At 64.3% G+C, this 24,311-nt stretch carries 17 protein-coding genes; 3 read left to right on the top strand and 14 right to left on the bottom strand.

Annotation, left to right across the window (positions count from 1 at the left end; genetic code table 11):
- The 3 genes from IPL75_19215 to dacB are packed head-to-tail and all read left to right on the top strand — an operon-like array spanning position 1 to position 4,578.
- On the top strand, positions 1-1,569 hold the full coding sequence (locus IPL75_19215) for a GldG family protein (protein ID MBK9242327.1): 1,569 nt from the start codon (positions 1-3) through the stop codon (positions 1,567-1,569).
- Positions 1,570-1,573: 4 nt separating this feature from the next.
- Positions 1,574-2,929, top strand: a complete 1,356-nt coding sequence (locus IPL75_19220) for a DUF4340 domain-containing protein (protein ID MBK9242328.1) — start codon at positions 1,574-1,576, stop codon at positions 2,927-2,929.
- 44 nt (positions 2,930-2,973) lie between these two features.
- Complete coding sequence (gene dacB, locus IPL75_19225) at positions 2,974-4,578, top strand: D-alanyl-D-alanine carboxypeptidase/D-alanyl-D-alanine-endopeptidase (GenBank protein MBK9242329.1); 1,605 nt, start codon at positions 2,974-2,976, stop codon at positions 4,576-4,578.
- A gap of 262 nt (positions 4,579-4,840) precedes the next feature.
- Here the strand turns inward: dacB and IPL75_19230 are convergent, their stop codons facing one another.
- The 14 genes from IPL75_19230 to IPL75_19295 all read right to left on the bottom strand — a co-directional run bounded on the left by IPL75_19230 (position 4,841) and on the right by IPL75_19295 (position 24,061).
- Positions 4,841-5,746 (bottom strand): hypothetical protein, encoded by a 906-nt coding sequence (locus tag IPL75_19230; protein ID MBK9242330.1) that lies wholly within the window; start codon positions 5,744-5,746, stop codon positions 4,841-4,843.
- Positions 5,743-6,006 (bottom strand): helix-turn-helix transcriptional regulator, encoded by a 264-nt coding sequence (locus IPL75_19235; GenBank protein MBK9242331.1) that lies wholly within the window; start codon positions 6,004-6,006, stop codon positions 5,743-5,745. Before IPL75_19235 ends, IPL75_19230 begins: the two co-directional genes overlap by 4 nt.
- A 310-nt stretch (positions 6,007-6,316) precedes the next feature.
- Positions 6,317-6,775 (bottom strand): hypothetical protein, encoded by a 459-nt coding sequence (locus tag IPL75_19240; protein MBK9242332.1) that lies wholly within the window; start codon positions 6,773-6,775, stop codon positions 6,317-6,319.
- Positions 6,776-6,972: 197 nt separating this feature from the next.
- Entirely contained in the window at positions 6,973-10,779 is a 3,807-nt protein-coding gene (locus IPL75_19245; protein ID MBK9242333.1) for a hypothetical protein, read from the bottom strand.
- Positions 10,780-10,825: 46 nt separating this feature from the next.
- Entirely contained in the window at positions 10,826-12,907 is a 2,082-nt protein-coding gene (locus tag IPL75_19250) for a BatA domain-containing protein (GenBank protein MBK9242334.1), read from the bottom strand.
- A gap of 3 nt (positions 12,908-12,910) precedes the next feature.
- Entirely contained in the window at positions 12,911-13,834 is a 924-nt protein-coding gene (locus tag IPL75_19255) for a DUF58 domain-containing protein (protein ID MBK9242335.1), read from the bottom strand.
- A 34-nt stretch (positions 13,835-13,868) separates the two neighbouring features.
- Entirely contained in the window at positions 13,869-14,876 is a 1,008-nt protein-coding gene (locus tag IPL75_19260; protein MBK9242336.1) for a MoxR family ATPase, read from the bottom strand.
- Between the two features lie 41 nt (positions 14,877-14,917).
- A complete protein-coding gene (locus tag IPL75_19265; GenBank protein ID MBK9242337.1) occupies positions 14,918-15,715 on the bottom strand; it encodes a DUF4159 domain-containing protein in 798 nt (265 codons plus the stop codon).
- Complete coding sequence (locus IPL75_19270) at positions 15,712-18,015, bottom strand: hypothetical protein (protein ID MBK9242338.1); 2,304 nt, start codon at positions 18,013-18,015, stop codon at positions 15,712-15,714. The genes IPL75_19265 and IPL75_19270 overlap by 4 nt, the downstream gene beginning before the upstream one ends.
- 21 nt (positions 18,016-18,036) lie before the next feature.
- Positions 18,037-19,257 (bottom strand): hypothetical protein, encoded by a 1,221-nt coding sequence (locus tag IPL75_19275; GenBank protein MBK9242339.1) that lies wholly within the window; start codon positions 19,255-19,257, stop codon positions 18,037-18,039.
- Complete coding sequence (queC, locus tag IPL75_19280) at positions 19,254-19,916, bottom strand: 7-cyano-7-deazaguanine synthase QueC (GenBank protein MBK9242340.1); 663 nt, start codon at positions 19,914-19,916, stop codon at positions 19,254-19,256. Before queC ends, IPL75_19275 begins: the two co-directional genes overlap by 4 nt.
- A complete protein-coding gene (locus tag IPL75_19285) occupies positions 19,913-20,554 on the bottom strand; it encodes a radical SAM protein (protein ID MBK9242341.1) in 642 nt (213 codons plus the stop codon). Before IPL75_19285 ends, queC begins: the two co-directional genes overlap by 4 nt.
- Before the next feature lie 28 nt (positions 20,555-20,582).
- Positions 20,583-22,328, bottom strand: coding sequence for a carboxypeptidase regulatory-like domain-containing protein (locus tag IPL75_19290; protein ID MBK9242342.1), 1,746 nt, complete (start codon positions 22,326-22,328; stop codon positions 20,583-20,585).
- Positions 22,328-24,061: a carboxypeptidase regulatory-like domain-containing protein gene (locus IPL75_19295; GenBank protein MBK9242343.1), complete on the bottom strand. Its 1,734-nt coding sequence runs from the start codon at positions 24,059-24,061 to the stop codon at positions 22,328-22,330. Before IPL75_19295 ends, IPL75_19290 begins: the two co-directional genes overlap by 1 nt.
- Positions 24,062-24,311 lie beyond the last annotated feature (250 nt).

Here is a 24,311-nt window from a genome sequence, read left to right on the forward strand (position 1 = left end):
GTGAAAAAACTCATTGGATTCCTCGGATGGTTTGGCGTGGCGCTGGTCGCCGGCGCTGTCGTCATTCGCTTCACGCAGCCTGAGCTGATTGAATGGTCGCAGCGGCTGGCCATTGCAGGCCTCGTCGTCACCCTGCTCTATACGCTGGGCCAGTGGCGTGACATCGCCCGCTCGTTCCAGGGGCGCAACGTCAAGTACGGCACCATCGCGGCCGGCAGCGTGGTGGTGTTTCTCGGCATCCTGATCGCCGTCAACTGGATCGCCAACCGGCAGAACAAACGCTGGGACGTCACCTCGACCAAACAGTTCGAGTTGTCAGACCAGACCAAGAAGGTTGTGTCATCACTCACCCAGCCGGTGGCGGTCCGGGTGTTTCACAGCACGGCCGACGTGCAGCGATTCCGCGACCGGCTCGCCGAGTATCAGTACCTCTCGTCGCAGCTGCAGGTGGAGTTTTTCGACGTCGAGAAGCAGCCCATCGAAGCGCAGCGGTACGAAGTGACGCAGTTCGGCACCATCGTCTTTGAATACGCCGGGCGGCGCGAACGCGCCAACACGGACACCGAGCAGGAGATCACCAACGCCCTGATCAAGGTGGTGGAAGGCAAATCGAAGAAGGTGTACTTCATCCAGGGGCACGGCGAACGTGATTCGGCCGGTGCGGACCCGCGCGGCTACAGCCAGATTGCCGAAGCGCTCAAGAGCGACAACTTCGAGGTGGCTCCGCTCGCGCTGGCGCAGGACGCGGCCGTGCCCGAAGACGCCACGATGCTCGTGATCGCCGGGCCAACCAGCGACTACATGGCGGGTGAAATGGACCTGCTCCGTGCCTACCTTGGCAAGGCAGGCAAAGTGATGCTCCTCCTCGACCCGCCCGACGCCACCGGCGGCATGAACGTGCCGAACCTGATGGCACTGGCGAATGAATGGGGTATCACCGTCGGTACAGACATCGTGCTGGACGCGAGCGGCATGGGTCGCGCCATCGGCGCGGGGCCGGAAGTACCGCTCGCGATGAGTTATCCCGCGCATCCGATCACAGACGGATTCAGGGTGATGACCGCATACCCGATGACCCGATCGGTGACGCCGGTTGAAGGCGGCACCTCGGGCAAGACGGCGCAGAGCCTGGTGCAGACCAGCCCGCGCAGTTGGGCGGAAAGCGACATCAAGGCGCTCTTCGCGACGGGCAAACCCGTGCCGGGTGAGGCGGGCGACAAGACCGGGCCCATTTCCATCGCCGCGGCTGTCACAGGCGAGGCGCCCGCCGCGCCGGCGCCAACAGAGCCCACCGCGCCGAAGCCCGAGGCCCGGCTCGTGGTAGTCGGCGACGCCGACTTCGGCTCCAACGGTGCGCTCGGCATCCAGGGTAATCGCGACCTGTTCCTGAACATGTCCAACTGGCTGGCGCAGCAGGAAAACCTGATCGCCATTCGCGCCAAGGACCCTGAAGACCGCCGCATTCAACTGACCGAAGACCAGAGCAGCCGCATCTTCTGGCTGGCCCTGGTGATCATCCCGCTCGCGCTGATCGGTGTCGGCGTGCGCGTGTGGTGGACGAGGCGATAGCGACATGCGAAGCGGGCGGTCGTTCCTTCTGATGCTCGTGGTGGCCGCAGGCCTCGGCGGCTACATCTATTTCGTCGAGATGAAACGCGATCCGGCAGCCGACACCGCCACGCCGGCGCGCGAGAAGGTGTTTACGATCCAGGCGGGCACCATTGAGGACGTGGAAATCACCAACGCCACGTCCCAGGTTGTGCGCGTCTCGCGAAAAGACGCTGTATGGTCGCTCGTTGCCCCTGAAGTCGCTGACGCGGACACGGCTGAAGTCACCACGGTGATTTCGTCGCTGGAATCACTCGAACGAGTGAAGGTCATCGATGAGAACCCCGCCACTGTCGCGCCGTTTGGTCTGGAGCCCGCGCGTATCAAGGTGGCGTTCAAGACGGCCGGCGATGCCACGCAGAAGGTGCTGCTCATCGGCAACAAGACGCCCACGGGCGGAGACCTCTACGCGAAGCTCGACAACGCCCCAGGCGTCTTCCTCATCGGCGCGTTTCTCGAAGACACTTTCAATCGCAAACCTTTCGACCTGCGGGAAAAGTCGGCGCTGAAGTTCACGCGCGAGGCGGTTGACAGCATCATGCTGGCGCACGGCACCACGCGGGTCATGCTCGCCAAGGCCGGCACCGACTGGCGTATTGGCGGGCCCACCGGCGCGCGCGCCGACAGTGCGGCCGTGGATGCGCTGATTGGCCAGCTGGCCCAGGCACGGATGACGAGCATCGCCGCAGCCGACGCCTCAACGGCAAAGCCTGCGGAATACGGCTTGGACAAACCCCAGGTGGTGGCCACCATCGGGGCCGGCTCAACCAAAGCGGAACTCGCGATCGGCAAGAAGGAAGACGACACCCACTTCTTCGCGCGCGATCTGTCGCGACCGCTTGTGTTCGGCGTGGACAAGGCCCTGCTTGATGAGTTGCTCAAGAAGGCCGATGATTTCCGCGTGAAAGACGTGTTCGCGTACCGCTCCTTCACCGCGACCGGCATGGACGTGGCCTTCGGCGGCCAGACCTACACCTTCGCCAAGAAGAAAGCCGAGGGCGAGACCTCGCTCGAGAAGTGGTGGCAGACCGCGCCGGCGTCGAAAGAACTCGAGTCTGCCAAGTTCGACGACTTCCTGATGACGATGTCGAACCTGAGGGCCGAGAGTTTTGTGGCCGCAGCCCACACGGGCGGCGAGGCCATCACGATCACGGCGCGCTTCGGCGATGCCGCCGCCCCGCAGACCGAAACCGTCACGCTGCGGAAGGTCGGCACGGTCGTCCAGGCGATTCGCGCAGGTGAAACGGGCGCGGCGGTCGTCTCCACGGCGGACTTCGACCGCGCGCTTGGGCTGTTCAAGGAACTCACGAGCGCGAAGTGAGTCCAGGGTCCAGGGTCCAGAGTCCAAGGTCCGGCATCCAGAGCGTGCCCGCCGTAGCGCGGAGCGCGAAGGTGGGTAGGGCGGCCTGGGTCTCACCAGCCTCCGCCAAGGCTACGGCGGTCCGCCGAAGCTTCAGCGAAGGCGGAAGGCCGCCGATCTTCCTGGCGCTCGTGCTGATGGCCGGATGCGCTTCAACGCCGTCCGCCTCTGCTCCTGTGGAGCTACGGAGCGACAAGCCGTCGCTTGAAGCACCGCCCGGCCCTATCGAGCGGCGCGAGGCGCTGGACGCCATTTTCAACGACCCACTCTTCGCCCGCGCCACCTTCGCCGTGCGGGTCGAATCCCTCGCCGATGGACGCGTGCTCTACACGCGCAACAGCGAGAAGCTGGTGGTACCGGCGTCCAACATGAAGTTGTTGACGATGGCGGTGGCAGCCGAGAAGTTGGGCTGGGACTTCCGGTTCGAGACGAAGTTGGATGCGGCCGGCACGGTGGCCGACGGCACACTCACCGGTGACCTCATCGTCGTAGGCGGCGGAGACCCGTCGATTGACTCGCAGAACTTTGGCGCCTCACCCCTGTTTGATGAGTGGGCAGAGAGCCTGCGAGCCGCCCGCATCCGGCGCGTCGAAGGCCGGCTCATCGGCGATGACAACCTGTTCGACGACACGGTGATCGGTCCCGGCTGGGCCTGGGATTACCTGGGCGATGGCTACGCGGCCGGCTCGAGCGCCCTCAACTACAACGAGAACACAGCCGTGATTCGCATCTGGCCGGGTGCCACGGTGGGCGCTCCCGCGAAGGTCGAACTGAGCCCGTCCGGCCACGGTCTGGTGCTCACGTCCACGGTAACGACATCCGCGGCCGGTGGAACCCCGTCGATGTCGCAGTTTCGTCAGCCCGGCAGCGACGCCCTTCTGCTAAACGGAACCATTCCACTCGACCGCGCGCTGGTTGTTCGTACGGCAGCGATCGAGAACCCGACGCAGTTCTTCGTCAACGGTTTCAAGGCAGCGCTTGAAGCGCGCGGGATAGCCGTTCGCGGCGGCGCCTGGGACATTGATGCGCTGGCAACACCGCCGGTTACGACCGCTCGGCGCACCATCGCGACCCGTCGTTCATTGCCGCTCTCGTCGCTCGGTGCGTACTTTCTGAAAGAGAGTCAGAACTTCTACGGCGAGGTCATCCTCAAGGCGCTGGGCCAGCGCGCGGGCCGCGGCGGCAGCACAACGGCCGGTCGTCGCGTGGTGAACGAAACGCTCACCACTTGGGGCATTCCCGAAGATTCGTACCTCATGTACGACGGCTCCGGTCTCTCGCGCTACAACTACGTCTCCGCCGACGCCATCGTCTTGTTGCTGAAGCACGTGTGGAATGACGAGCGGCTGCGAGGCCCCCTGCTGGCGGCGCTACCGGTCGGCGGACACGACGGCACGCTGGGCTTGCGGATGCGCAACACCGTGCTCGCCGGGCGGGTGCAGGCCAAAACGGGGACGATCTCAAACGTGCGCTCTCTCTCCGGATTCCTCGTCACCGAGTCTGGCGAACGGCTCGTCTTTTCGATGATCGCCAATCACTTCACTGCGACGAGCTCGCAAGTCGACGCCGTCGTGGAGCGAGCGCTCGCATATCTGGCTCGCTCTCGTTAGCGAGCTCGCCTCGCCGGCTCGCGCGCTGACCGCTCGCGCGTAATGGACAAATGGCACAAATGTCCGAAATGGCGAAATGTCTGCAATGGGCGAATGTCTCAATTCGGGAATGTAGGCATTTCGTAGCGCGGCCTGGGTCTCAAGGCCCCGGCACTTTTCGGAGACTCTCTTGCGTTTCGTAGCGCGGCCTGAACCTCACCAGCCTCCGCCAAGGCTACGGCGGTCCGCCGAAGCTTCAGCGAAGGCGGAAGGCCGCGGCTCTTCACGCGACCACCGAAGCGCGACCGCCACGACCGGCACCTCGTTCGGCCCGCGAAAGCGCGCGGGTGACAAGGGCGGCCGCGAGCAAGGCCGGCCACCAGCCGACATGGCCATAGATGGTGTTGGGGCTTGAGAACGGCAGCAAAAGAAACAGGACCGGCAACACGCTTCCAGCGACTCGCCTCCGGCCTTGCAGGGAGCGCGCGGTGACTCCGAGCACCAGCATGACCGGCACGGCAACCATGAACATCAGTCTCACGTTCAGGCCGGCAATTACCTTCCCCAGCTTCTCACCAGGCAGCATGCCAATCAGTTCAACGATCGATCGCTCGTTGATTCCGGGAGAAATCGCGCCGCTCCCTCCGCTCAGCGCAAACATCAGCTCCCGCCAGGCCTGGTTGGCAGCTGGCATGCCCCAGCCCATCGCTCCCAACATCACCAGGCCAGCCACAAGTGCCGGGCCAAGGCGGGGAACCTGTGCGCCGCCTCGTCGACCCGTCGCCGTAGACACAAATGCCACGAGTGGCAGAAACGCCAGTACCGACGAGACTGATCCCAACAAGACAGCAGTGGAACCGATCTGAACCTGAACGCCCTCTACAGGAATCGACCAGTTCCAATTGAAGGCCACGAACACCAGGACGCTCACAAAGGACCATGTCGCCAGGCGCAGCAACGGGGCGAGCCCTTTGCGAGTGCTGAGCTCCTTCGACGAGATCATCGCGATTGAGCGGAGCACCGACGCGACCGCGCGAAGGGACACGGTGGCTGAGCCCTGGGGCCCGGACGCCTTCGTTGCCTCACTCTTCCAGTCCGCCAGCGTCTCGTCGAAGACGCGCCGGCCGGCCTCATCGACTGGCAGCACGCTCAGGAACCACCGCACGACGCCGTAGAGCGGGCCGGTCATGGCTTCACTCCACTGACGTCTCCCATGATTTCCATGGCCGCGAGAGCGCGGTGGCCGAGGCCTTTGAGTTCGTAGATGCGCCGGCCGTCGGCCTGGAGCGAAGAGGACACGAGCCCCTTCTCCTCCATCTTGCCGAGGGTCACGTAGATACCGCCGCGTTTCAGGCGGCCTTTCGAGGACTCCACAAGCTGAAGGCCGTAGCTGGCGCCGTCGTTGGCCAAAAGCGACAGGATGAACTGTTCAGTGGGTGGCAGTCTCATGGGCGCCAGTCTTACAAACAATAAGATGCCTTGTCAAACTGCGCCCTGGCGTCCGCTGTGATGGACAAATGTCACAAATGACCGAAATGACGACTTGTCCGCCGTAGCTCCGCAGGAGCGAAGGTGGAAATGCGCGCAGTGATCGAATGCTTGAATGCGCGAATGTTCAAGGCGCGCAAATGGACGAATGACCTGGGAGAAGCAGATTCAACCATTGATCACCGAGGACATTTGGGCATTCTGCCCTTCAATGATTGTGCGCATTTCGCCATTTCGGTCATTTGTGACATTTCGCCACTACGCCGACTGGCTACTGGGTTTTCTTCGTATGAACGATCGTGACCGTCATGGGCGGCTGGCCTGCCTGCGTGCGGGTATGTTCGATCACCAGGCGGCCTTCAGCGTCGATGGTCCAGGTCTGTTTCGAGTCCATCTTCCGGCCGTCGGGATATGTGGTGGCGCTGGTGATGACCACCTTAGTACCGTCCCAAGCCGCCTTCGAGATGGTGACGATCGGTTCGCCGTGCGAGGTGAGTTCGTTGCGGCTCTCGCTGCCGTCGAGTTTGTATGAGGCGTTGTGGCCGTCGCCCTCCGACGCATGGCCCGTGGCGAGTGTCGTCGGCGTGTGCCGCACCACCTGCTCCTGCCCCGCCGCGTCAGCCGGAGTCACGATGACCCACGTGCCTGTGAAGTCCGGCTTCTGCTGAGACTCCAGCATCGCCGACGCGAACACAATCACCGCGAAGGGTGCGATTCGCCAGGTTTTCACAGCGTCCACCTTTCCCCAGTTGACAGATCGTAGCGTGCGCCCCATCTCAGGCGCACGCCAAACCGCGGCCTTGAGATTCAGGCCGCGCTACGTACGGACGGCCTTTGAGACATTTGAGCCAATCCAACCATTGACCCATTGCAGACATTTCGCCATTTCGGACATTTGTGTCATTTCCCCATTACGCGAGCTCTTGACTATTTCCCTCCGCCCTTCTTGGCGAGCGACTTGTAGTACTCCTCGATGAGGTTCCGGAAGTTGGCGGGAATCTCTTCGTTCGCGTTGAGGAAGAGCGCGTTGCTGGACGTGTCGAGCTTCTTGCGAAGATCGAACTCGAACTTCTTGAGCGTTTCGAGCGCGGCGTTGGTCAGTTCCTGGACGCCGAGCGGATCGCGGAACGCATTTTCGTTGTCGAGCTGGCGCAGCTGCCGCACCAGTTCTTCAAGGTCCTTCGCAGGCACGCCCGCCTGCTGCAGCGCCTGGCGCAGGGCCTGCGCATCCATCGTGCGCTCCGCGAGTTCGCGGCGGAACTGGCGAATGGCTTCAGCCGAGTACTGCTGGCCCGTGTTGCGGGCATCACCACTGGAGCCACCCGTCATCGCCGGACCGCGCTGCATGCCGCCGGTGGGATTCCCGCGGCCATCAGTCATCTGCTGACCACCCTGGCCATCACGCCCGCCCTGCTGGCCCTGACCCTGTCGGCCCTGCTGCCCTTGGCCTTGCTGACCCTGCTGACCCTGCTGGCCTTGCTGGCCTTGCTGGCCCTGCTGACCTTGCTGGCCCTGCTGACCCTGCTGGCCCTGCTGGCCCTGCTGGCCCTGCTGGCCCTGCTGACCCTGCTGGCCCTGCTGGCCCTGCTGGCCCTGCTGGCCCTGCTGACCTTGCTGGCCCTGCTGACCTTGCTGGCCTTGCTGACCCTGCTGGCCCTGCTGACCTTGCTGGCCCTGCTGGCCTTGCTGGCCTTGCTGGCCCTGCTGGCCTTGCTGGCCTTGCTGGCCTTGCTGGCCTTGCTGGCCCTGCTGGCCCTGCTGCTGCATGCGATCGCTCAGGGACTCCATGCCGCGCAACAGATTCCGCGCCTGATCGAGCGCCTGTGTCGCCGCGTTCTGGCGCATTCCCTGGCTCATCGCCTCGGACGCCTGGCCGATCGTCTCCTGCAGCTCTTTCAGGTTGTTCGCGATCTCCTGCTCGTACCCGCGTGAGTACTCAGGATTGCCCGAGAGCGCGCCCTTCGAATACCGGATCTTTTCCTGCACTTGATCGCTACGAATGCCGTCGGAGGCTTCGCGCAACTTGTTGGCGGCGTCACGCTGGTCGCCACGCATCTGTCCCGCGGCGCGCGAGAGTTGCTGCTGCAGGTCGTCCACCTTCTTCTCCATGGCGTCCTTGCGTTCGCCGATGGCCTTCACCTGCTCATCCCGTGCGGCGCCGGCCTGCGGCAGGTTCTGCGCCTGCGACTGCACGGCCTTCTGCTCCTGCACCAACTCCTGCGCCTTGCGCTGCGCATCCTGCACCGCCTGCTGCGGGTTGCCGTTCATCGCGTTCTGCAACCGGCGCTGCGCGTCCTGCAACTGCTGCGCGGCTGCCGAGGCCTGGCTGCCTCCGTCCTGCTGGCCGCTGGCCGCCGCCTTGCGCGCGGTATTCGCGGCTTCCTGCAGGCGCCGCGCTTCCTCGGCCAACTGCTGGCGCTGTTGCTGCTCGCGCTGCTGGTCGCGGCTCAGCTTCTCGAGCTGCCGCGCCATCTCTTCAAGTTCCTCTGCGAGCTGCCGCTGGCCAGACCCGGTGCCGGCCGCGCCCTGCTGGGCCGCCGCCTGCCGGCGCTGCCGCTCAGCCTCCTGCAACTGGCGCTGGGCCAATTCCTTCAGGCGCTGCGCCAACTCGTCCACTTCCTGATCGGCCTGCGCGCCGCCACCCTGCTGTTGTTCATTGGCGCGCTGCTGCAACTCGTACTGATTCGCAAGTCGATCGCGTTCGAGCTCAAACAGATCGGCCAGGTCCTCGGCCATCTGACCGCCACCACCGCCGCCACCACCGCCGCCTTGTTGTTGCTGGCGCTCGCGAACCTCCACCTCGTAGCTGGTCTCGGCATCCTGCAGATGCTTGAGCGCCACCTGCTCGGGCGACAACGCTTCCTTGGCCTTCTGGGCGCGCAGTTCCTTCTCGGCCAGCACCATGGCGTCTGACGCCTTCTTGAGCGACTGGGCAATGGGCTGGAAGTCTGAATCGCCACCCAGGCGCTGCGTCATCTGCTGAATCAGCGCGGCCACTTCATCGCGCAGCTTCGACTGCGACAGGGCGACCACAACGGCGTCTTCCTTGAACTGCTCGGCGGCCGTCTTGGCTTTGCCGCGTTCGAGGTTGAATGTGGCCGAGATGATCTGGCGCTGCTTCTCCGACAACGCACCTGGGCCTTCCTGCTGCCCACCACCTCCGCCGCCACCACCTCCGCCACCTTCGGCAGACTGCCCGGGCCTGAACGCCTGCTGGAACGGCCGGATCTTCACGAAATAGATGTCGCTCGTGGTGACCTTGCCGCCGGCCACGCTGTCGTTGTCGGACGCCTTGGCGTAATACGACACCGAGTCGCCCACCTTCACGCCGAGTTCCTCGAGATACACGGTATGACCGGCCGACACTTCAGCGCGGGGCGTTTCGCCCGCGCCGTACATCCGCACGGTCTTCTCTTCCCCGCCGTTCACCGAATACACCAAATCCAACGCCTTCACGCCATAGTCATCGTCTGCTCTGGCCTCGAGGAAGACTTCTTCGACGGCGCTTGCCGATGTGTCGCGGCCCGGCTTCACAAACTTCACCGAGGGCGCCATGTCTTCAATTACGTCAATCGTGTAGGACGGTGACGCGGCCACGGCTTCCTTGTTCGGGCCTTCGAGTTCGATCCGGTAGAAGCCCTTCTTGTCCACCACGAAGCTGCCGGTGAGCTTGCCGTCCGGCTGCACGGTGAGCGGCAGCGTCCGGTCATCGCCCATGACGATGCGGCCGCCGGTGGTGGGCATCGTGGACTCGATGTTCAGGTTGACCGTGGTGCCTTTGAGCGACGCGACGTCTCCGCCGCCTTCAACCACCTGCGGTGGCAGCCGCGTGTATGCGGGGAAGCGATACTCGAGGTCCAGCGTCTTGACAGCCGGCAGATCGACCAGCGTGATGATGTGGGTGCCAGACTTGATGCCGTCCGACTCGATGTAGTACTCCACGTTGAGCATCAGGTCGAAGAGCATGCCTTCGAACATGCCCGACTCGAGGCCGCGCACCAGCGGCACACGCTGGAAGTCGCCCTCGCTGCCTGTGCGCATCATCAGCATCACTTCGTCGGAGCTGAAGTTGACCAGGCGCGCCTTCACGTTCTGGTCCGACCCGCGCGGCGCGGTCAGCGTCCCAGGCAACACCTCAATTGAATACGGGCTGGCCGCTTCGGCCGGAATGATCAGCAGCAACGCCGACAACCCCTGACGCAGCGACTCGGGCCCGAAGCTGAATGCGGCACCAAGCGCGACGACCACGGCCACGATCGCCATCGCGAAGCGACGACGGGCCTGCTGGCCGATGGTGCGGCTGGTGTTGAGCGTGCGGCAGCGCTCGATCGCCTGCTCGACGAGTTTCTCAATCAACTGCGGCGACGCCGACGACCCGGCGGTCTCAACCGTTTCGACGGCGCTCAGGATGGACGCTTCCAGCGACGGCTCATGTTCTTCCACGTAGAGCGCCACCTGGCTGTCGGTGACACGCCGGCGCAACGGCGCGATGAGCCACAACGCCACCAGGGCCAGAATGGCCACGAGGGCCGCGATGCGGAAGCCCATGATGGCGCCCGAGGAGAACCGCAGGGCATCGATGCCCAGCGCCGACCCCAGCAGGATGATCGCCGTGCCGCCCAGCACGAGCGCGCCGCCCCGCAGCGCCATCTTCATGCGCCAGCGCTTGCGCACCTCGCTGATGACGGCGGTCAACTGCGCGCGTGGATCGCTTCCGAGACCAGTGGCGTTCATACGCTTCTCCTAATTGGCGGGGCTGAAGCCCCGCCCTCCGTACGGGCTACCGAATACCGAACGCCGGCTTCTGCGAGAGCCGGTTCGCGATAATGCTTTCAGCGACGAGTAAGACAAACCCGACGAGCAACAGGAACCACCAAATGGACTGACGCCGTTCGCTCTCCGCCGGCTTGATGTCGGTGGGCACGCTCGTGCCCACGAGTGACGCCTTGCCGGTGGCTCCGGCCGTGAACTCCTGCGCGTCCATGGACGCGAGATCCGACTCGCCTGGGTCGATGTTCACCGCCAGCGTAAACGGCCGTCCCGAAGATGCCGCGCCCTGCGGCCGGACTTCGTAGAAGCCCTGCTCGCGCAACTCCACCGACATCCCGGACTGGCCGCCAACGGTCTGCCGGCTGCCGCCAGGCGAGACCACAAGCGCCGACGTCACGCGGTCATCGGTGCCGCCGGACGTGAGCGCCGCCACACGCTGCGACACATCCACCACCTGCCCGGCGTTCTGCCAGGCGGGCTGCACTTCCACCTGCCCGAGATACCGCGCCACCTGATGCAGCATCGGCACGAACACGGGCTTGAGGACCAAATCGTTCCAGTTACTGTCGAGTGTGGACCCAAACGCGATCACTTTTCCAGCGCCCACACGACGCTCGGACATGGCCACTGAGCCGTCGGCAAACCGGGCCAGAACGAGGTCTCCGGCGGCGGGCGAAATGGGCCGATACCGGAAGAACCGCACGCCGGAAAAATCGCCGCTCTTGGGCGTCTTGAACAACTCGAACACCACGTGGCTGAAGTCGATCACGCCAAGGGTTTCGGCCCGTCCACCCGCGGCGTCCTTCGGCTCAGCCAGCGTTCCGGGCAGAAGGGCGCCTTCGCCATCAAGCGGCCCGCCCCGCGATCCGACGATGGTGAGGATGCCGCCTCCGCGTTCAACAAAACCCTTGAGCGCCGGCCCAAGCGCGCCCGGCATGGTGGCATCGCTGACGATGAGCACGCTGGCGCGGGAAATAGCCGGCGCGGTGAGCTTCGACATCGGCACCACCTGCACATCGAACTGCTTCGGTGAGCCGACATCAAGCGCCGCCGCCAGATACAGGCTCTCGGCGGCTTCGGCGCCATCGCGCACGGCGATGATGACCGGCGTCGGTCGCGCGGGCGACAAGACGAACTGGAAAACGTTGTCGGCCGCCAGACTATCGGTGCCGGCTTTCACCCGACCGCGCACAAAGGACTGCGCCAGCGTGAACGCCGGGAACACCACGGCATTTGTCACGCCGGGCGTCAGCGTCGTTCGCGACGTCGCCACTTCCAGCCCGTCGATCTCGAGCACCACGGGCACGTTCTCAACCGGCTTGGGGCCGCGATTGGCAATGGCCGCAGTCACGATGATGCGCTCTTCGTTCGCGAAACGTGTGCGGTTAAACGTGACCGATGTCACCGACACGTTCGCGGTGTCAGTGGCCGCGACCGACACCGGCGTAAACGTCGTGCCTTCCGGAAACTGAATCTGTTCTGGACGGTCCCACCCGGTGCGTTGCATGTCGGAAACGACGACCGCTTCCTTGCGTCCGAGTGTAGACCGCGAGAGCAGGCTCTGCGCCAGCCGCAACGCCGGGGCATACCTGGAACCCGCAGCCGAGAGTTCTGCGGCATCCACCGCCGCGCGCAGCCGCGTTTTGTCGCCGGTGGCGCGCACGTTTTCCTCGGCGCTGCGATCGAACAACACGAGTGTGGCCTGGTCGCCGTTGCCGAGGCCGTCGATGACCTTCTTGGCTTCGTCTTTCGCGCGCTGCCAGTGGTCGCCGTAGCCCATGCTGGCCGACCGATCGAGCAGCACCACCACTTCGCGCGCACCGGCGTTCGCGATTGACGCCTGCACCGGCGTCTGGCTGAAGAAGGGCCGCGAGAACGCCAGCACCGTGAGCAAGACAGCGGCCGACCGCAGGAGGAACAGCAGCCAGTTGTTGATACGGCGGCGCTGCACCGACTGATACGGCACCCGGCGCAGGAACATTAATGAGGGGAATTCCACCGGCGTCTTGCGCTCGCGCTGGATCAGGTGCACGAGCACCGGAACGGCCAGCGCGGCAAGGCCCAGAAGGAATAACGGGGTGAGAAATGACATCGCTTATCTCACCCGCATCATGCGCTCGCGGTTCGCCAGGTAATTAAACAGCGCATCGTCCAACGGGCGCGACGTGTTCACGAGTGTGTAGTCCACGCGAATCTCCGAGAACTTCGTGCGCAACGCGTCGATGTGCGCGTTGATCAGTTCGCGGTACTGCGCCAGCAGCGATTCAGGCACGATCGGCACTTCTTCGCCGGTCTCCAGATCCTGAAATCGCGAGGCTTCGCGATACGGGAAATCGAGTTCGGCCGGGTCCAGCACATGGAACACCATGATGTCGTTGCCCAGGAACCGGTACGGCTTGATGGCTTCGACGATTTCGTCCGGCTCTTCGTAGAGGTCCGAAATCAGCGCCACCACGCTGCGGCGCTTGAAGTGTTCGGCGATCTTCTCGAGCGGCGCGCGCAACCGGCCCGCCCGCACCGGTTGCGCCCGGTCGAGTGTGTGGAGCAATACGTCGAAGTGTTTCGCCGACGGCGGCACGTAGGTGACCACTTCCTCGTCGAAGGTCACAATGCCCACGCGGTCGCGCTGCCGGTGCGCCATGTAGGCCAGGCACGCCGCCAGAAACCGCGAGTAGTCGATCTTGGTCACGCCACCGTTGCTGCCGAACGACATCGATTTCGAGATGTCGAGCAGGACGACGAAATTCGTGTTGGTGTCGGCCTCGTACTGCTTGACGTAGTACTTGTCCGTGCGCGCGTAGAGCCGCCAATCCACGCGGCGGATGTCGTCACCGGGCACGTAGCCCCGGTGTTCGGCGAAGTCGATGGACGCGCCGAAATGCGGCGCGCGGTGGAGGCCGTTGATGAAGCCGTCCACCACGTTGCGGGCGAGCAGATCCAGATTGCCGACACGTGCCAGCACCTTGGGGTCGACAAACCTCGCCCCCGGCATCGCTCCGGACTGTTCGTGGCGCTCCATTGGGTCCTGAGTCCTGGGTCCTGAGTCCAGGGTCCTACATACCCGACTTGGGCAGGGGCACCGACTTCAACAGGTCGTCAATGAGCACGTCGCTCGTGATGCCTTCCGACTCGGCGCGGAAGTTGGTCAACACGCGGTGCCGCAGCACCGGATGCGCCAGCGACTTGATGTCGTCGAAACTCACGTGGTACCGGCCGCTCGTGAGCGCACGGGCCTTGGCGCCCAGGATGAGGTACTGCGCCGCGCGAACGCTGGCGCCGAACGCCGCATACTTCTTGACCGACTCGGGCGCCTCGGCCGACTTCGGCCGGCTCGTACGCACCAGGCGCAACGCATACCGCATGACCGGCTCGGACACAGGCACGCGCCGCACCAACCGCTGGAAGGCCACGAGTTCCGCGCCGGAGACCGGCCGCTGAAACTGCGGGTCCAGAATCGCCGTGGTGGTCCGTACCACTTCGAACTCCTCATCTTCCGGCGGGTGTTCGATGACGATGTGGAACATGAAGCGGTCGAGCTGTGCCTCGGGCAGTGGATAGGTGCCCTCGAGTTCGATCGGGTTCTGTGTGGCGAACACGAAGAACGGCTCTTCGAGGTTGTAGGTGCGCCCCTGGATGGTGACGCGATGTTCCTGCATCGCTTCGAGGAGCGCCGCCTGGGTCTTGGGTGGCGTGCGGTTGATTTCGTCGGCCAGCACGATGTTCGCGAAGATGGGGCCCGGCGAAAACGCCATCTGGCGCCGGCCGGTGGTGGCATCTTCCTGGATGATGTCCGTGCCGGTGATGTCGGAGGGCATCAGGTCTGGCGTGAACTGGATGCGGTTGAACTTGAGATCCAGCACCTGAGCCAGCGTCCGAATCAGCAGCGTCTTGGCCAGACCAGGCACGCCAACGATCAGGCTGTTGCCGCCCACGAACAGCGACAGCAGGATCAGGTTGACCGTTTCGTCCTGTCCGATGATCAGCTTCTTGAGTTCGGCGATGATCTGCCCGCGCGCGGCATTCATCTTGTCGGCCAGCGCGATGTCGTCGGCCGATTCCATCTTCACAGTGTCTTGCGCGGTTGTGCTCACGTGTGATCCCTTCAGTGCGTCATTCCGTAAATGATGTAGTTCACGCCCAGCTTGAACGCTTCGTTCGTGTCTTCAATCGCCCGCACGCCGCTGTCGGCGAACTCCCAGAATTCCGAAAGGTCGGTGTTGTAGTTGGCGATGGCTATCAGTCGCTTCTTCGGATCGTTGTCTTCGAACAACCCGCGGAAGATCGGCTTGCCGTAGTTCTGGAAATACTGCGGGATGACATCGAGCGAATTGATGTCGTAAAACGAGTGGAACACCGGATGATCCGGTGTCATCTCGTGCCAGATCGCCCTGGGGAACACGCGATTGATCTGCGCTTCGAAGTTGTACCAGTGCTCGTTGCGGAAGTCGTCGAAAATCAGGAACCCGCCCTTTTCGATATAGGCCTTGAGGCCCGCCAGTTCGGCCTCCGACATCTGCCAGAAACCCGGCTCGGCCATATAGGCCACCGGGTAGTTGAACAGTTCCGGATCGTCGAGCGCCAGGATGTTGGTTTCGCCATCCATATGCGGATTGAGCAGGGTCACGGCGTTGATGATCTTCATGAAGTGCTCATCACCGCGCGGATAATCGTGAATCCAGCTCGTTCCGCCCCGTCCGAAGCCGCGGTACATCAACCGCACAAAGGTGAACCGGCCGTCGTAGGGGACGTTGCCGTGAATCTGACCGCCGGTCTGGAAACGCTCGTCGCCTCCGCCCCGCTGGCGGTTGCTCCCACGCTGGGCCTGCGCCGTGAGGCCCAGAGACACGACGACGGCGCCCAGGATCAGCGCCCACGCCGCCCGATGACTTGTCCGCTTCATGCCAACCCCCTTGCCCGGCGATACAGCCACTCGGTGCCGGTCAGGGCCACAAGCAGCAGGAACAACACCGGCATGTCCCACAGGTCTTTCTCTTCTACGACCGTGACGCCCCGCCCGCTCATCGTCAAGGCGTCCGAAAGGCCGGACGTATCGGCGGACTTGAAGAACTTGCCTTCCGTTTCTTCAGCCAGGCGGCGCAGTAACGACCCGCGCATGGCCGGGTCGAAGTATTCGCGTTCGCTCGGCGCCGCGCGCAGGTGGGTGACCGAGGTCCCCAGCGTTTCGCCGTTTTTGGTGGCCGTCACGCGCACTTCGTACGTGCCTTCTTCGGCCGGCGCAAACGTCGCCTGGTACTCACCGTCGCGCTTGACGCTCCACGACATCGGCACGTCGCTGACGATGCCCGTTGGTGAGCGCACCGTCGCGACAACCCGGGCATCGTTCACATCGGTGTACTTCTTGTCGCCTACCTGGGCCGTGAGCGTCACGGGCTCGCGCGGTTCCACGCGCTCGGGGGAACTCGACACTTCAACAACCCCGGGCACGCCATCCACCACCCAGCGCAGCAACCGCTGCCAGAACTGGTGATGCGTCAGGTCGGTGGCCGGCATCGTGGCGTGCATGCGCCAGAGCCACGAGTCCTGCACGGCGAAGGCCACGGCCTTGCCGCGGCCGTAGCGCTGCGCCGACAGGATGTGTTGCTCGCGGCCGCGTTCGTCCTCGCCTTTGAGGAGCACCGTGGCGCCGGGCTTGACGGCATCAATCGGATTCACGCTGGTCAGGCGAGGCAACTTGCCCCACGCTTCAATCGAGCCTTTTTCGGTGGCGGCGAGCTGCGCCAGGGGATGCGCCAGTCCTGCTCGAGCCGGTTCTATGGCGACGTGCGAGAAGTAGTCGGTTGAACGCGCGTTGGTGGCGGCGTTGAGCGCCACCGGCATCGCTTCGGCAACGGGCGTACCGCCCCAGCCGCCTTCGGCGAACGACCGCCGGCCGCCCAGCGTCAGCAACCCGCCACCGCGCCGGCCCACGAAGTCGGCAATCATCCGCAACTGCTCAACTGTGAACGCGCTGGCCTCAACGCTGCCGAGGATCAACCCCGAGTAGGCGAAGAGGTCCTCTTCCTTGAGTGGGAATCCTTCGATGAGTTCATCCGGCGTGTCGATCCCCAGGCGAAGGAACTTCGTGGGCGACGATGGCGTGGCCGCGGCGGTGCGCTGCAGCAGCACCACTTGAATATTTGGGTCGGCCTCAAGCGCCTGCTTGATGAACTTGGCTTCGAACCTCGGCTCGCCTTCCAGGTACAACAACTTCACGCGGCGGTCGAGCACTTCGATCACGCTTTCGCGGGCGTTGTTCTGCGGAACCTGCTCACCCGCCTGCTCGGGAATCCGGAACTTGAACCGGCGCAAACCGGCCTCGTCCACCTTGAACCGCACGCGCACGGTGGCCGCTTCGCCGTTGTCGGGCATCGGCACGTCCTGCGTGTCCACCACGCGGCCTTCGCTCTCGACAATCAATGGCAGCGTCTGGCCTTCGAATCCAGTCTGTGTGATGACTACGTCCAGCACCAGGAACGAACCCTTGAGTGCCTGGCGCGGTGTCTCCACGCGACTGACCTGAATGTCGCGCGTCATCTTCTCTTCGCCGACGCCCACGGTAAACACGGGAATGTTCTCGGCCTTCAGGTCGGTAATCGATGAATCAAGCGTGGTTTCAGAAGTATCGGCACCGTCGGAGACGACGATGAGGCCGGAGAGCGGGAGGCCCGAGAGTTCGTCTTTCGCGCGACCAAGCGCGTCGCCCAACCGGCTGCCTGTGCCGTCGAAGGTCAGGTCGCCGGCCGCGTTGAGCCGTTCGGTGAAAGAAGAGAAGCGATAGGTCCGAACGACGAACTTTTCGGAGAGCTTGGCAAGCATCGGGCCGGCCGCGGTGCCGAAGTTTTCAGTGACGTAGTTGCCGCGCGGATGCCCCTCAAGGTCCGCCACCTGCATACTGCGCGAGTCATCAAGGAGCACGCCAACGAAGTTCTGTTGCGGCACCGCAACTTTGAGTACCAGCATGGGGCGCAGCAGGCACACGGCAAGCAGGGCGAGCGCCGCGATACGCAAGCCGACGATCACCGCGCGGTCGCGTGCGCCGTGGCCGCGCACATTTCGATAGGTCAGGAGGGCGTACACCGCCGCGCCCGTCGCTGCCAGTACAAGACCGGCCATCCAGCGGGAGCTGCCCCAGACAAAGTCTCCCTGCTCGAAGACCAGAGGCTGGTACTTGAACAGGAATTGATAGACGGATGCGAGCACGGAAATCGGATTGTATCCCGTCTATCGGACGGAGTCGCGCGCAAACGAGACGATCTCGGCGGCCGATGCGGATACTCCACCCTGCGCCGATTCCGGACGACCGCCGCCTCGGCCGCCGAGAGCGGCCGTGAGCGCTTTGACCCAGGCGCCCGCATCGAAGGAGGCGTCCGTCGCGCGCGCCACGACCACCGGTACGGGAGTACCGTCCCCGATGACGACCGCCACGCAGCCGGGATGTGCGGCGATGGCTGACGCCAGCGTCTTGAGCACGTCCATGTCGCCACCTGCATCGCTGACCAGCACCCGACGGAACGACCCCACGTCTTCGGCCGAGGCCACCAACTGGGCCGCCTCGTGCCCGGCTGCCGCGAGTCTCAATTGCCGAATCGCCTTCTGGTTCGCGCGCGAGTCGGTCTGCAGGCGTTCGATCGCCGCGCCAATCTCCAGCGGCGCCACGGTCAACTGGCGCACGAGTCCTGTCACCACATCGCGCAGGGCCCGGTGCGACGCGACGGCGCGGTGGCCGCACACGAACTCGATGCGGCTGCCGCCTTTGAATCGCTCCCAGCCGGACACGGCGATGACGCCGACGCGCCCTGTCGTCGGCGTATGCGTTCCGCCGCAGGCGGAAAGGTCGAAGTTGTCGATATCGATCAGCCGCAACGTACCGGTGCGGGTCGGGTCTTTGCGCAGCGGCAGCGCAGCGGCTTCGGCTTCGCTCACAAATCGCACATGCACCGGCCGGTCTTCGAAGACCACGTCGCACGCCAGGGTTTCGGCTGCGGCAATCTCGGCCTGCGTCACTTCGCGGGCGAGGTCGATGGTGCATGACGAGGTGCCCAGATGAAAGCTCTCGGTGCGCACGCCACACGTGCGCTCAAACGCCGCGGACAGGATGTGCTGCCCGGTGTGCTGCTGCATGTGGTCGAACCGCCGCGCCCAGTTGACGACGCCGGTGACGGTCTGTCCCGGCTCCAATGGTCCCGCCACCACGTGAGTGATGACGTTGTCATCGCCATCCACAACCTCAAGCACGGCGTGGCCGCCGAGGGAACCCGTGTCGAAGGGCTGACCGCCGGACGTGGGATAAAACGCTGTCCGGTCGAGCGTGATGTGTGATCGGGTGCTCCCGTGCTGTCGTGCTCCCGTGCTGCCGTGCTCCGGTGTGCCTGTGCGCGACTCCAGCACAGTGGCCTCGAAGGTGGTCTGCAGCGCGTCGGTGTAATACAGGCGATGGGTCATGCGGGGTCAACCACTCCGGCTTCGGCGAAGCCTCTGGCGCGCAGGAGGCAACTGTCGCAATGGCCGCACGGCCTGCCGTCCTCGCGCGGGTCGTAACAACTGTGAGTCAGGCTGAAGTCCACGCGCAATTCGGTACCGAGCCGGATGATGCCGGCCTTGGTGAGATGCTGCAGCGGCGTATACAGCCGGAGAGCGCGCCCTTCCACTCCCGCCCTGGTCGCCAAACTCGCCAGATACTCGAATGCGGCGATGTATTCCGGCCGGCAGTCGGGATATCCCGAATAGTCGATCGCATTCACGCCGATCACGATGCGTTCGGCGCCCAGAACCTCCGCCCACGCGAGTGCCAGCGACAGGAACACCGTATTGCGCGCGGGCACATAGGTGGTGGGAATCCCCGGCGCATCCACATCGTCTTTCGGGATGTCCCCGTCGCCCGTGAGCGACGAGCCGCCGAAGGCCTTCAGGTCAACCTCGAGTTCCACATGGCGCGACACGCCAAGGGCTGCAGCCACACGGCGAGCGGCTTCCAGTTCCGCTTGATGCACCTGACCGTACCTCAGGGTCAGGGCAAACAACTCCCAGCCCTCGCGCTGGGCCATCGCGGCCGCGGTGGCCGAGTCGAGACCACCCGAGAGCAGAACGACCGCGCGTTTCATACGCCGCGAGTCTCCGGAGTCCAGATGAACTTGTGCGCCTGAATCTGCAGGCGCGCGGGCAGATGGTCTTCGAGCATCCACGTCACCACTTCGTCGGCGCGCTGCCTGCCGTGAACCGGTGAGAGCAGCACGGCCCCGGCGCGCGCACCAAGGTCATGCTCAGTGATGATGCGGCGCGCGTACTCGTAGTCTGCGCGGTCGGCGATGACGAACTTCACTTCGTGATCCTTCGAGAGCGCGAGAAGGTTGGGCCAGTGCATCTTCGCGGCTTCCCCGCTGCCGGGGCACTTCACGTCCATGATGGCGTGCACGCCCTTGGGGAGCCGGTCGATCGGCAGGTGCCCCCCGGTCTCGACGAGCACTTCGAATCCGTCGTCCAGGAGGCGCTGCATCAGCGGAATGGCCTCGGCCTGCAGCAGCGGCTCGCCGCCGGTCAACTCCACGAGGTTGCAGTTAAGGTCGCGGACGGCGCCGACGACCTCGTCGATGGACATCTTCTTGCCGCCGGTGAAGGCGTACGGCGTATCGCACCAGACGCACCGGAGGTCACACGCCGTCAGGCGCACGAATACACACGGCCGTCCCACGTGCGTGGATTCGCCTTGTACAGAGACGTAGATTTCGTGGACGGTCAGCACGCTGTGCTGATCTTAACCGTCGGGGTCCTTATCGCCTAGGCTCTCGGCCGACTTTGAGATTGAGCTCGTGGCGCGTACCACTCTGCAGTGCGAGGCGCACTCCGACCGAAGCCAGATCTTCCAGCAGAGGGCGACTGATAGCCAATTCGGTGTCAGTCAAAAACACCGCCGCGATGAGGTAGTCACCAGCCGGAAGTTCAGAGATAGTGAACCGGCGGTCGGGGCGCACGGGCGCCCAGGCAATGGAAGCGCTCGCGGACTTCCAGTCCGCTGGGTCAACGGGAAACACCACAACGGCATATGAGAATTGCAGCGCTTGGCCTTCCGCGATCAGGGAACCCGCAACTCCCAGGCTTGGCGGCACAAGGTCTACCCGCAGGTCGCCCAGGTCCTGCCCAGACTGAACCACAATCTCGCGCCGCGTGGCCGCTCCGGATATATCAACACTCCATAGGCGAGCAGTTGGAAGAGTTGAGGCCCCCAGATGCAGGCTGTAGCGACCTGGAGGCACGGCCCGAAAGGAGAAGGTATTGTCGGGTGCCACGGTTGCGCGATGGGCGTCATTCGTCGAGACCCGGATACCCACATCCTCGCGGCGAAGGAGAAGTTCCATGCTCGTTGGCGCTGGTGACGGCGATAGCCCGACCGCGGACCGAATGGTCACCTGACCTGAAACGAGTCGCCCTGGCTCCAGGTGCAATACCAGATCATCGATGTCCGAAGAGCCGACGACGATGGGAAGTTCGGCGGACAGGTTGTGGGCTGGCCCTTCACCCTTCGCATGCGCAATCAGGCGGTACGCGCCAGGACTCAGTCCCGAGAAGCCAAACCGCCCATCTTCGAGAAGGGGCACCGACCGCAGCCGAGCCGACTGCGGATTGCTGCCTTGAAGTAGTGACACCTGTCCTACTCGCGTCGACAAGCCTGCCGGGGAAACGACGCCCGCGATCGACACTGTGCTCACGAGGGTCAGGCGGATGTCGACACCACTCGTCTGATTGCCGCCCGTGACGTGGATGGCGGCAGCATCTGCAGGCAGGACGGTTCCGGGGTGGTAGACCGGCGCATATTCGACCTGGCGTCGTACTGGTTGAGGTATCCTCGACGGACTGGCTGATCGCTGGGGATCCCGGGCCAGAAGCCGCTCAGCCCATTCGATCTCCGCCTCATCTGGAATCGTGATGGGTGTGGAGCCGGATGAACCCGGTGGCGACACCAGGACAAAATACTCTCCATCAGGCAATCCGGCGAAGCGGTATCGCCCTGTCGTGCCGGCGACAACCACCGCAGGAGCCGCGGCGCCTGTTGAGCCATCGCGAGTCCCGTCCAGCAGAACGCTCCGCTCGAGTCGAACGGTGGCGCCGGGGACGGGCTGCTGGGTCGGCGACCACACTGTCCCCTCGATCACTCCGCCGCGGCGCATTTGAACGGTCACGATGCTGGTCTCAGCGCGCGGAAAGACGAGTGCCATTGCGGCACCGGCCGGGAGTCCATGCACTGCCGGAACGATCAACAGCGGATACTTGTGCGCGACCAAATATACCTGGCCATCTGCAACAGCTGAGAATCGGAATCGACCTTGGGTGTTTGACGTCGCGACCGCAAGTGGCGTCGCGCTGCGGTCCACCAGGGTGACCGTGACATTGGCAATTGGCAGGCCCGATTGAGCGTCTTCGACGACGCCGTCCAACTCGGACACGAGTGACTGGGGCGCCGCGCGCGAGGTAGCACCCACGGTGATGGTGAGTACCGACGCAAGGAGGTACTTGAGCACTATCGGTTCACTCGAGCCTGGGCTGTTACGACAACGGACATCGACGACCGCAGTTGCACCCGTTGGGCACTGGCGGCCAACTCTTTCAGACGGCCTGGCGCTTGCCAGTTCGCGGCGAGCCGGTCCCTGGGAAGAACCGCGACGAAATACTCGCCGACAGGGAGGTTGCCGAACTGAACTTGGGCGCGTGCATCGATCCACTCAGAACGCGCACGCCGGGTGTCAAACCACGCGTGGTTCCAGGCCTCGGGCGCCACTGGGAATATCACAGCCACCATGGCCGATACTTCCACACCTGACTGCTGCGTCAGGGTCACGGTGAGGGTCGGGAGACTCCGAACGGCAACAATCCGTATACGAGCGTCTGCAGACAAGGTCACAGGACCACCCTTGTGTTCGCGCCCATCGATGAACATGTCCTGGACCTGCCACCCGGCAGGCAGGCCGGCACTGAACGCGTAGGTGCCTGGGAGCAGGCCGTCCAACCGCACCGCGCCTGATGCGTCGGCAGCCGCTGAGCGCTCCGTGATCGAGACCCCCATGCGTTGCTGCTTTATCCCCCGAAGCGAGAACCTGGCTCCTCCTCCAGGTCTGGTTCCCGGGTCCAGGAATTCCACGCGACCGGTCACCAACAACGCGGGTTGCAGGTTGAGCACAAGGCCTTCGACGTCGGCCGATCCCACACTCAGCGGGTGCCTGAGGAACTCGAGCGGTGGCGCGCCGGCCTCGACCGTATTGGCGGCGCCTGACTCGGCTGAGAGGGTGTAGTCACCTGGAGGCACGCCCGCGAACGCAAAGCGACCGGTCGAGTCGGTCAGGGTACGCGCGGCATCCAGCGGCACCTCTGAAAGCCCATCATCAACGCCTCGCGGAACGAGACGCACGGCGATTGCCGCCGCCGAAGTCTGCTGCCCAAACAGCTGACCCACCAGGCGCACCGTTTGCTGACGGATGCATGTCAGATCGATACCGGTGAGATCCTCTCCGGGGCCCACAGTGACGAGTTCGGCCTCATCGGGGACACGCGCCGATCGGTAGAAGGTGGTCGGCGCAACACTGACCGACTGGCCGTCGATGCGGAGGCCAACGGGTGCGGTCAGCGCTGTGAATTCGCCAGGCACCTCCAGGAGCACGTTGCCCATGTTGAGAAATGGGGTTGCGGCCGTCGTCTTCTGAACCGTGCCGGGGAGGCGTGCGACCGTAGTCGAAATGCTCCCGACTACGTAGTCTCCTGGGGGGACATTGGCCACCTGATACCGCCCCTGGTCGTCCGTGCGAGCGAACAGGCCCGGTGTTCCTACCATCGACCGCCCGGGTGCAAGCACGCGAACGAGGACCCCTGCCAATGGCTCCCCAGATTCATCGACGACCGAGCCCGACACTGAGCCCAGTCGCACCAGGGAGATTGCCAGTGGGAAGCCAGGTTGCCCGGACGTGAGGTCGACGCGCGCGGACGGACGCAACGGCAGGAAACCGGCCGCCCGAGCCTCTATCAAGTAGCGGCTGGCCGTCAGGCCTCTGAACAAGAACCGCCCATTGGCGTCGGTGACCGACCGCTGCACAGCCGCACGGTCTCCCGCGTCAACGCTGGATGCACCCTGCCTGATCACCTGAACGATCGCCCCCGCCACAGGAGCGTTCGTTCCTGCGTCTGTCACCTTGCCAAGAATGAAATGTTCCTGGCTGAGCGGCAACAGGAGGCAGAGACTGATGCTCAGCTTGATCCGAAGCATGCCGCTAACCTAGAGGCCGTCTCCTCTGGTAGCAAGCCGGATCGTAAACACATCAACCCGCGTTGTCCCTCCGGCACTCGTCCTCAACGCTGTTGTGCGGCGAGTCCATGGAGCGCCGGCTTCCAGGTCTTTCGCCGCTGGCACTACCTGATTAGCCAGGTCCAAAGACGTAAACCCGGCAAAGGAGAGCGACTGAAGTTCGGGCTCCTGTGACACGCCGTCCCGGTTACTGTCGGTCCACAGGATCAAC

This window comes from Acidobacteriota bacterium, from assembly GCA_016716905.1.
GTDB lineage: Bacteria > Acidobacteriota > Vicinamibacteria > Vicinamibacterales > SCN-69-37 > SYFT01.